Here is a 10,571-nt window from a genome sequence, read left to right on the forward strand (position 1 = left end):
GATGAAAAAGAGTTTTACTATCCTTTGCCTTATGATATGGGTCCTTAGCGCCCAAGCCCAGATCCGTTTGGGTCAAAGCCGCTATACCCCTGCCAGGCCTGTGGATATTTTAGAATTGAATTATTCCAAACCACAAAAATACAGGATAGCCGAAATCAAAGCGGTTGGGTTAACCACTTTGGATGAGGTAGCCATTATTTCTTTGTCCGGCCTTAGGGTAGACGATGTCATTTCAATCCCGGGTGATGCGATTTCGACAGCCTTGAAAAGAATCTGGGGACAGGGAATTATCGGTGATGTAAAAATTCTTGTTACCAAAATTGAAGGTGATGATGTCTATCTCCTGATGGAACTCACGGAAAGGCCTAGGTTCAGTAGGGTGGAGTTTACAGGTGTCAACAAAACTCAGGAAAGTGAGTTAAAGGATAAAATCAAAATCCGTGGACGTGTGGTCAGAGATGACGTATTGAATACATCCCAAAGGAATATTCGACAATATTTTGTTGATAAAGGTTACCTCAATACCGATGTAAAAGTCATTCAGGAAAGAGATACCACCTTACCAAACAGTGTGAAACTGAGGTTTGAGGTCGATCCAAAAACAAAAGTCAAAATCAATGAAGTAAGGGTTTTTGGAGCCGAAGGCATAGATGCCAAAAAGGTAAAGTCCAAAATGAAGAAAACAAAGGAACACCCAAGAATGTACCTTGGAAGAGACATTGCTTCACGGATTTCCAATACTACCCCAAAATCTGCAGCTGACGCCATATTCCACATGACTCCTGTCGAGGATGCCAAAGTGAAGGAGTATATCAACAAAAATTTCAAGCTTAACTTCTTAAATGCTTCCAAATTTGTCTCCAAAGAATTTAAAGAGGACAAGGAAAAAGTCATCGCCTATTATAACTCCAAAGGCTACAGGGATGCTGAGATTCTTATGGATTCGGTCTACAGGTTTTCTGACAATACAGTGAATGTGGACATCTCCTTGGAAGAAGGAAAGAAATACTATTACCGTAACATTACTTTTGTGGGTAATTATCTACACCCAAACAGCGTACTTCAAGACCGTCTTGGCATAGCAAAAGGAGATGTCTATGACAAAGAAAAATTAGATAAAAGACTGAATTATGATCCTCAAAAAGGAGATGATGTCAGTTCACTTTACCAAGACAACGGTTACCTGTTTTTCACCATAGAGCCCGTTGAAGTCAAAATCAAAGAAGATTCTATTGATATAGAAATGAGGGTCTTCGAAGGTCCCCAAGTAACTGTCAACTCCGTCACCGTCCAAGGGAATGAAAGAACCTCGGACCATGTGGTCATGAGGGAAATCAGGATTTTGCCTGGACAAAAATTCAATAGGAGTTTGTTGGTAAGGACCATTCGGGAATTGTCACAGTTGGGATATTTCGATCCTGAGAAGATCGAACCTGACATGCGCCCAAATTATGAAAATGCCACAGTGGACATCACTTTTAAGCTTGAGGAAAGACCAAATGACCAAATTGAATTGTCCGGTGGATGGGGAGGTTTCTTTGGATTTGTAGGTACGGTAGGACTTGTTTTCAATAACTTTTCCCTAAAAAATATTGGGAATTTTGACAAATGGAGACCACTTCCTGTAGGTGATGGGCAGAGACTTTCACTTAGGGTGCAAGCAAATGGGCGTTCTTTCCAAAATTATAGCATTTCCCTTACTGAGCCTTGGTTTGGAGGAAAAAAGCCAAATGCATTAAGCTTTAGTTTGAATAGGTCAGTTCAAAGACAGTTAGATTTCCGTAACCCAGGAGGTCAGGAACTAGGATTCTTCAAAATTACCGGTGTGACACTTGGACTTTCCAAGCGTGTCACTTGGCCTGATGATTACTTTATGTTTAGCACTGCGCTCTCCTACCAAAACTATGATTTCTTCGAGTTTGGAAGGCAGTTTGGTTTAAGTTTTGCGACAGGTACTTTAAATAGTATTGCACTGAATACTACAGTCGCAAGAAATAACGTAGACAATCCAATCTATCCAAGAATGGGTTCAAATATTTCTTTGGTTACCTCCCTAACCCCTCCTTACGCTTCTTTGAATCCAAACATCGATAGAGAATCACCGGATGAAGAAAAATATAAATGGTTGGAATACCACAAATGGATGTTTGATGCAACATTTTACACTCCATTGTTTGGATCAACCAAGTGGGTCATCAGTGCAAGAACACACATGGGTTTCTTGGGTTCATATGGTGACAGGATAGGAATTATTCCTTTGGAACGATTTGTCATGGGAGGGGATGGAATGAATATGAACAACTTTGCCTTGGGACAAGAAATCATTGGGCTTAGAGGATATGAAAACCAGTCCATCACCCCTGGAAGAGAATCAAGAAATGATCCCAATTCAACCGAAGGATATGGAGGTATAGTCTATAATAAGCACGTGATGGAACTTAGATTCCTCGTTTCTCCTAATCCTTCTGCAACTATTTTCCTACTTGGATTTGCAGAGGCAGGAAACAACTGGGGATCTTATGCGGAGTTTAACCCGTATAACCTTAAGAAATCAGCCGGATTTGGAGCAAGGATATTTATGCCGGCATTCGGACTCCTTGGTTTGGATTGGGGATATGGATTTGACGCAATTCCCGGTTCCAATCAAAGGAGTGGAGCGCAATTCCACTTTACCATCGGACAACAATTTAGATAATGGTGAAAAGACCGATTATATTATTAATTTTGTGCACCATAATTGGCTTGACCCTATCTGTCACGTCAGTTGAAGCCCAAAAGTTTGGATATATCGACTCTGAATATATCCTAAACAAACACCCTGACTACAAACTGGTTCAAGATGAATTAACATCTATTAGCAATCAGTGGAAAAAAGAGGCACAGGATTTGGAACAAGGGATAAAAACAATGTATGCAAACCTGAAAGCAGAAGAAGTACTTCTGACTGAGGAAATGTACCAGGAACGATTGGTGACGATAAAAGAAAAGGAAAAAGAAGCAGTTGCATTCAACAACCGGGTATTTGGTATTAATGGACAGTACTACCAAAAACAAGCAGAATTGCTGCAACCATTACAATCCAAAATCTATGATGCCATAGACAGGGTTAGTAAGAGAAACAGCTTGGTAATTCTCTTTGACAAGGCTGCAGGACCACTGATGATCTACACAGACCCAAGGCATGATTACTCAGAATTTGTATTAGAAGAATTAGGAATAGAAAACAAATAAATTAACTCAATAACGAAAATGATGAAAATTAAAGTCGTCCTTTCCGCAATAGCACTCTTTTGCGTAGGATTCGTAGCCCAGGCCCAGGAATTGAAGATCGGCTATACCAATGTGGAATTGCTGATGGACCTCATGCCTGAAATGGAACAAATCGCTGCCGATGTTCAGGATTATCAGGCCCAACTTCAGACTAATATCCAGACAAAAGCACAGGATTTTCAAAGAAAAGTACAGGCTTATCAGCAAGCTGCACCTACCATGACTGAAGATGCAAGAGCTGCAAAAGAACAAGAACTTCAAAAGCTTCAGCAAGATCTCCAGAAGTATGAGCAAGATGCACAAGTATCTTATCAAAATAAGCTTCAGGAACTTCTTGCACCAGTTCAACAAAAAGTCTTTAATGCTATCAACGCAGTAGCTGCAGAGAATAACTATTCGCACGTTTTCTCTGAATCAGCAGGTCAATCTCCGATCTTGCTTTACACCAGAGACGAGGACAAATTCACTGAATTGGTATTGGCCAAATTAGGAATCGAATTGCCAGCTGCTCCTGCAACTCCTGCAGGCAAATAATTTTCGGCAATCAAAAACAAAAGACCTGTTTCGGAAGAGACAGGTCTTTTGTTTTTATAACCTTATCATTGCTTTCAATAACATCTTCTCAATGGAAAATCACAACATGTGATCTAGGTAACAAAAGAACTGAACAAATCCACCTTAATTTGTGTGAAAATAAATTTGGCCATGGCAAAAAAGAAGTTCAAGGATGTAATTCAAAAATCTGAAGATGCTATTTTAGTGGATTTTTTTGCAGATTGGTGTGGACCCTGTCAGACCATGAATCCAGTCCTTGAAGATGTAATCCAAGAGCTTGATGGAAAAATCAAACTCTACAAGCTGAATGTTGAAAAAAATCCTCAAGTAAGCTTACAGTTTGGCGTAAGGTCTATCCCACACTACATTCTATTTAAACGGGGGAAAATTCTTTGGAGAAAAGGAGGTATCATGACCAAAAGAGAATTGCTTCAGGCTATGAAAGGATTTGTTGGGTGATCCATTAAAATAGCCTTACATACAATATATATCCTCTGATTTTTCTTATGAGCTATTGTTCTAAAACGGTTTTATAATCAATAAATCTATTTTCAAGAGGTTATTTCATGACATTAATCAGGATTAAATTGGCTTTTGGATTTTCTAATCTTTTTTAGAAACATTTTTTTGTATTCAAAACAATTATTTATACATTCATTCCTGTTTTAATAAGAAATAAACTCTTCATATAGGAAGGTAACACCCCTTCATTATCTCCAATAACCACCTCAACTAAATATCGTTGTTTTTTTGATTTTTTGTTTCGATTCTTTAAAAACCAAGCCAAATATGAGTACCTCATCATTTTCTTTATTCAGAAAAATTAGTTTTGCTGCGCTTATTGTTTTCATGGCAGTAAGTCAGGAAATTTTTAGTCAAACAATTAGTTTTGGCCTAGATACTTTGCAGTTCAATGGATTTTCACCACCATCCAAAGGTACTGCATTAAAGTTTGGTCCTGATGGGAAACTGTATCTTGCCCAACTCAACGGACAGATAAAAATCTATACCATTCAAAAAACCATAGCTAATGAATATAAAGTCGTCGCTTCCACTACCCTTTTGGACATTCAAAACATCCCAAACCATGATGACATTGGAACTAGGGCAAAAGACGGTAGAAGTAACCGCCAATCTACAGGTATTACAGTGGTGGGGACCGCGACCAACCCAATAATTTATATTTCTTCTAGTGATCCCAAATGGGGAGGGCCTTCTGGTGATAAAGCCTTAGATACAAATTCAGGAATAATTTCAAGGTTGACTTGGACAGGGAGCACTTGGGATGTAGTTGACCTTGTACGAGGTTTACCGAGATCTGAAGAAAACCATTCTCCAAATGGTCTGGAGTATACAATTATTAATGGAAAACCATATCTCTTGCTTACAAGTGGGGGGCATACCAATGCAGGTTCACCGAGTTTAAATTTTGCTTATTTAGGAGAATATGCTCTTTCAGCAGCCGTATTGAGTATTGATCTGAATGCCATTGATGCCCTGCCACTGAAAACAGACCTCGAATCAGGGAGGAAATATAAATATGATATCCCGACTTTGGATGATCCTTCCCGACCAAATGCCAATGGAATATATAATCCAAACCAATCAGGATATAATGGTATTGATCTTGGAGACCCTTTTGGAGGTAATGATGGACTAAATATGGGAATGATTGTTTCCGGTGGTCCTGTTCAAATTTTTTCAGCCGGGTACAGAAATACCTATGATCTTGTCGTAACTGAAAGTGGGAAAGTCTATGTAACTGATAATGGTGCCAATTCCAATTGGGGAGGCCTCCCAGAAAATGAAGGGAATCCTTTGACTATTACCAATAGATATTTGAGTACTGAGCCAGGTAATAATTCCACAAACCCCTCACCAAGCGGAGAATATGTGTCAAACAAGGACCATCTCATGATGATTACATCGGATATTAGTAATTATTCATTTGGCTCTTATTATGGTGGTCATCCTAATCCCATTCGGGCAAATCCAGGAAATTCATATACCTTAGGATCCTCATTTCCCTTCAATCCGGGTGGGGCAGGTCTTTTCACAAGATCTTTGGGAGATGATGCCAATTGGTCAACTCTAACTCCTTTATATACTCCAAATCAGGTTTTTAGGACTTCAATTCTTGCCCCGATAGCACCCGGTCAAGCCGGTTTTGATTCTTATGCTGCAAATTCTCTTCCGGTGAACTGGCCTCCTGTTCCAAAAGCAATGGCAAATCCCAATGAGGCGGATTATCGGTCACCGGATCTTGGAAATCCCAACGGACCTAAAAAACAAGTGGTTACAATATTTCCTATAAATACAAATGGAATAGCGGAATATAAAGCATCCAGTTTTAACGGAGCCCTCAAAGGGGCATTAATAGCAGGAAAAAGTAACGGGACCATTCATCTTTTATCACTCAATCCTGATGGTAGTTTAAAGCAATTAGAGGCTAATAAATGGAATTTAAATTCCGGAAATGCACTGGGAATTACTTCAAATGGGGATACAGAAATTTTCCCAGGCACAATCTGGGTAACCACCTTTGACAATAGAGTCCATGTTTTGACTCCACAGATTTCAACAAATTGCATACTTCAATCCAATCCTGATTTTGATCCAAATGCGGATTATGATTTCGACGGGTTCAAGAACCAAGACGAATTAGACAACGGAACGGATATCTGCTCCGCAGCTTCAAAACCAAGTGATTTTGATGGAGATTTTATCTCTGATTTAAATGATTTGGATGATGACGGTGATGGATTATCTGATTCAATAGATCCATTTCAATTGGGAAATCCAACTAGCCTACCAATTGAAAATGAATTATTTTCTGACAAAACTGATGAACTTAACCGTCCACTAGGCTATTTAGGATTAGGATTAACTGGACTCATGAATAACGGTGCCAGTAATCCAAATTGGCTTTATTGGCTTGACGTTCCAAATTCCGGTCCACTTCCAAATGATATATTTGGTGGAGCAGCAGGAGCGATACAAATAGCAATAACAGGTGGTTCAGCCAACGGAACAGCAAATAATCAACAAAAAGGATTTCAGTTTGGGGCAAACGTTGGCAACGAAACAGGTGAATTCATAATTACAGGAAGGTTACTGAGCTTAACAGGTCCTCAATTATTTTATGACGTAACCCATAATGGGGAAATTGGGATTCAGATGGGTGATGGGACACAAAGCAATTTTTTCAAACTTGTTTTTACAAAAACGCAAATTTTAGCAGGCTTGGAAGTCAATAATATTCCTGATCCGGCTCCATTGACATATCCCATATCTACTTCCAATCGACCAATTGGTTCTGAGAATATAGATTTCATCCTTAAAGTAAAACCTGTTCAGGGGACTGTAGAACCAATGGTCAAAATTGGAAACCGAAACCTGATCAGTTTAGGAACAAAATCCTTGACAGGTAAAGTCCTGGAATCCGTCCAGCAAATTACCAAGCCACTTGCAATAGGTGTATTTGGAACAACAGCCTCACAGGGAGTCGAGTTTTTGGCAACTTATGATTTCTTTAAGGTTATTGGGGGACAACCTTTTGTTATCCAAACCTTGCCGGATATTTCAAAACAAGTCGGATCCCAATCCATTCAAATTGACCTTGGAGAATATTTTAATGATGGCGATGGGATTGAAAATCTTAAATTTACAGTTTCGAAAAATACCAACTCTACCATCGGAGCTTCAATTGTTGGGAAAATCTTGACATTGTCTTTCCCTTCTCAGCCAAATTTCGGGGCCATCACTATCCGGGCTACTGATTTGTCTACCTTGTTTATTGAACAAACATTTAATGTAGATGTAATTCCCGCTCAACAAATCCTGTTCAGAATAAATGCAGGAGGAACGGCTGTCGCAGGCTTGAATGGTGCACCAAATTGGAAAGCAAATGAGATCAATGGCTCGTATTCAGGTGATGGTTATACCGTTACCAATGGTTCAACATACAGCGGGAATCTGTTATTTGATAATAAGCATACCTCTATACCAAGTTATATTGACAAGGCAACTTTTGAATCAATCTTTAAAAATGAAAGGCATAATAATAATGCCACGGTTATGGCCTACAATATCCCTATTTTAAATGGAGACTATCAGGTAAATCTGTACATGGGAAATTCCTATTCAGGTACAAGTACAGCTGGTACTCGGGTTTTCGATGTGAAAGCAGAAAGTAGTAACGTTCTTATTGATGTGGATTTGGTTACAAAATTTGGACATCAAAAAGGAGGAATGGAAAAATTCAACATTACAGTTACCGATGGTGTTTTGAATATTGAGTTTGTTAAAAAAATCCAAAATCCATTGGTAAATGCCATTGAGATTATTAATACCCAAACCTCTGCCCCATTGGTAGTCACGAGTGAAATTCAAAACCAATTGAATAAAACCGGAGATATACTTGATGGCAATTTATTTTTTACCGCTTCAGGAGGTGTGGGCCAGCTGTTTTACAGTGCGGTAAACCTTCCTCCGGGAGTTACTATTGAAGATGTAAATGGAAGAATTTACGGAACCATTGCATCAGGAGCATCGGCGAATAGTCCATATCAGGTTACCTTAACTGTAAAAGACTCTAATAGCCCTGTACCTAATCAAGAATCAAGAACTTTCTATTGGGCAATTTCAGGTAATGTAACCGAAAATGGTTTGGTAGGTCATTGGAAAATGAATGAGGGGAGCGGATCAAAACTTTTAGACAGTTCAGGAAACGGGAATAATGCAGTAATTCTAAATACGACCTCAGGAGTATCATGGGTACAGGGAAAAGACGGACTTGCTTTAAATCTAAATGGAAATTCCAACAGATTCGCAACCGTGCCATCCAACTCCAGTCTCAACATGACAAATGCAATTACAATCACTGCATGGATCAGGACTTCAGGATTGGCAAGGAAACAGATTCTATCAAAAGGAGGTCCTGACGGATATGAGCTCAGTATTTTTGAAACAGGAAAATTTGAATTCAGGATCAACCGCGAAAGTTCAGGCAGTACTTATAGACTTTATTCAAACCAAAATTACCCAACCGACGGAACTACTTGGATGCATGTGGCCGCAACATTCGATGGGACAAATTCCCATATCTATATCAATGGGGTGAAAGACAATTCCGCAACATTTGCCCCAACAGCAATAAAATCAAATACCACAGAACTGCAAATTGGTGCAAGGTCTTCCATCAATCGGTGGGTAGGAGATCTAGATGAAGTAAAACTATATAATAGAGTCCTATCAGAGGTCGAGATTAACACATTGGTCACTGGAGGAATTCCTATTCCGACTGCACCTTTACTTACTTCTCCAGCTAATTCCGCAAAAGAAATAAGCATTTCGCCAACCCTAACATGGGTTACTACACAGTATGCAAGTACATATAAAATTCAACTATCCACCAGTTCTGGCTTTACATCTTTTATTTCTAATGTATCAGGCTTAACAGGGACTTCCTTTAAAACTCCAAAATTGACAAATAACGTCACATATTATTGGAGAGTCGCTGCTGTCAACGAAAAAGGGACCTCCAGTTGGTCTCAGGTGAGGTCATTCACAACAAACAGCCTCGTTGGATTTTGGAAATTGGATGAAGGAAGTGGGAATACGCTCATTGATCATTCAGGAAATGGAAATAATGCCAGCAAATCTTCTACTTCTAATTGGAACTGGATCAGCGGAAAAAGTGGCTTAGCACTTTTGCTGAATAAGTCAATTGCCCAATATGGCAGAGTTCCACATAATTCCACCATCAATATTTCAAAGCAAATAACGATCAGTGCATGGATTAGACCTGCAGACAAATTGGGTAGGCAGATAATTTCAAAAGGAGGAACTGATGGTTATGAACTGTTAACAAGATCATCAGGAAAGGTGGAGTTTAGATTTAATAGAGAAAGCAATGGTTCAACATATTCCCTCCTCTCAAATAAAAACTATCCAAGTGACGGTAAAACATGGTTACATGTAACCGCTACATTTGATGGAACCAAATCCACTATATATTTTAACGGCGTTCAAGATATTTCAAAGACCTATTCTTCAACCACGATCAAAACAAATACCTCCGAACTTCAAATTGGAGCAAGAAAAGGTGCTAATTTATGGAGCGGTGCTCTTGATGAAATCCGGCTTTACAACAGGGCTTTGACTGCAACTGAGGTATCAAAATTACCAAATCAAACAATTGCCTTTAGAATGATGGATGACGGAGAAGATTCGGAAGATTTCATTGAAATGGATATATCAGACGTTTTAGACGATGAAAAGGAAGTCTTGGCATTTGATTCTCCACATGCAACCAAACTTTACCCTAATCCTGTAGATGATGTCATTCATATTGAACTTTCGGATTTCAAGCATGATATAATCCAGGTCAATATCTTTGATATGAAGGGGCTGAAGTTATTTGACCAAGAACTTCAAACCGAAGAAGGGAGGTTTACAATTGATATTTCAAGGATAGGTCTAAAACAAGGAAGCTATGTTCTCTTTGTAAATTCAGATGGATACCAAAGGATTTTCAAATTCATAAAGAAATAAATTCCAATGAAGTTTATACAATCCGATAAAATTAAATCGGTTAAAATAGATTGATTTAAAAAAGGAATGCAAAAGCAAAAGAGTCAGAAAACTTCCTTTCTGACTCTTTTGGTTTAATTATTGACTATTAGAAATTAAGGTTTTAATGATCTAATGGTCAAAAATAGTTGGTAAAACACCTTCTAACAGTC

The 10,571-nt window shown here is 38.8% G+C and carries 5 protein-coding genes; all 5 read left to right on the forward strand.

Annotated features, from left to right (window positions below; translation table 11 throughout):
• Position 1 precedes the first annotated feature (1 nt).
• Positions 2-2,695: a BamA/OMP85 family outer membrane protein gene (locus NU887_RS09250; RefSeq protein WP_258423072.1), complete on the forward strand. Its 2,694-nt coding sequence runs from the start codon at positions 2-4 to the stop codon at positions 2,693-2,695.
• Positions 2,695-3,231 carry an OmpH/Skp family outer membrane protein gene (locus NU887_RS09255; protein ID WP_258423073.1) on the forward strand — a complete coding sequence of 179 codons (537 nt, stop codon included), beginning with the start codon at positions 2,695-2,697 and terminating at the stop codon, positions 3,229-3,231. Before NU887_RS09250 ends, NU887_RS09255 begins: the two co-directional genes overlap by 1 nt.
• Before the next feature lie 18 nt (positions 3,232-3,249).
• On the forward strand, positions 3,250-3,804 hold the full coding sequence (locus NU887_RS09260) for an OmpH/Skp family outer membrane protein (protein ID WP_258423074.1): 555 nt from the start codon (positions 3,250-3,252) through the stop codon (positions 3,802-3,804).
• Between the two features lie 171 nt (positions 3,805-3,975).
• Complete coding sequence (trxA, locus tag NU887_RS09265) at positions 3,976-4,284, forward strand: thioredoxin (RefSeq protein WP_258423075.1); 309 nt, start codon at positions 3,976-3,978, stop codon at positions 4,282-4,284.
• Between the two features lie 330 nt (positions 4,285-4,614).
• On the forward strand, positions 4,615-10,380 hold the full coding sequence (locus NU887_RS09270) for a LamG-like jellyroll fold domain-containing protein (protein ID WP_258423076.1): 5,766 nt from the start codon (positions 4,615-4,617) through the stop codon (positions 10,378-10,380).
• Positions 10,381-10,571 lie beyond the last annotated feature (191 nt).

The sequence above is a fragment of the Aquiflexum gelatinilyticum genome, from assembly GCF_024741135.1.
GTDB lineage: Bacteria > Bacteroidota > Bacteroidia > Cytophagales > Cyclobacteriaceae > Cognataquiflexum > Cognataquiflexum gelatinilyticum.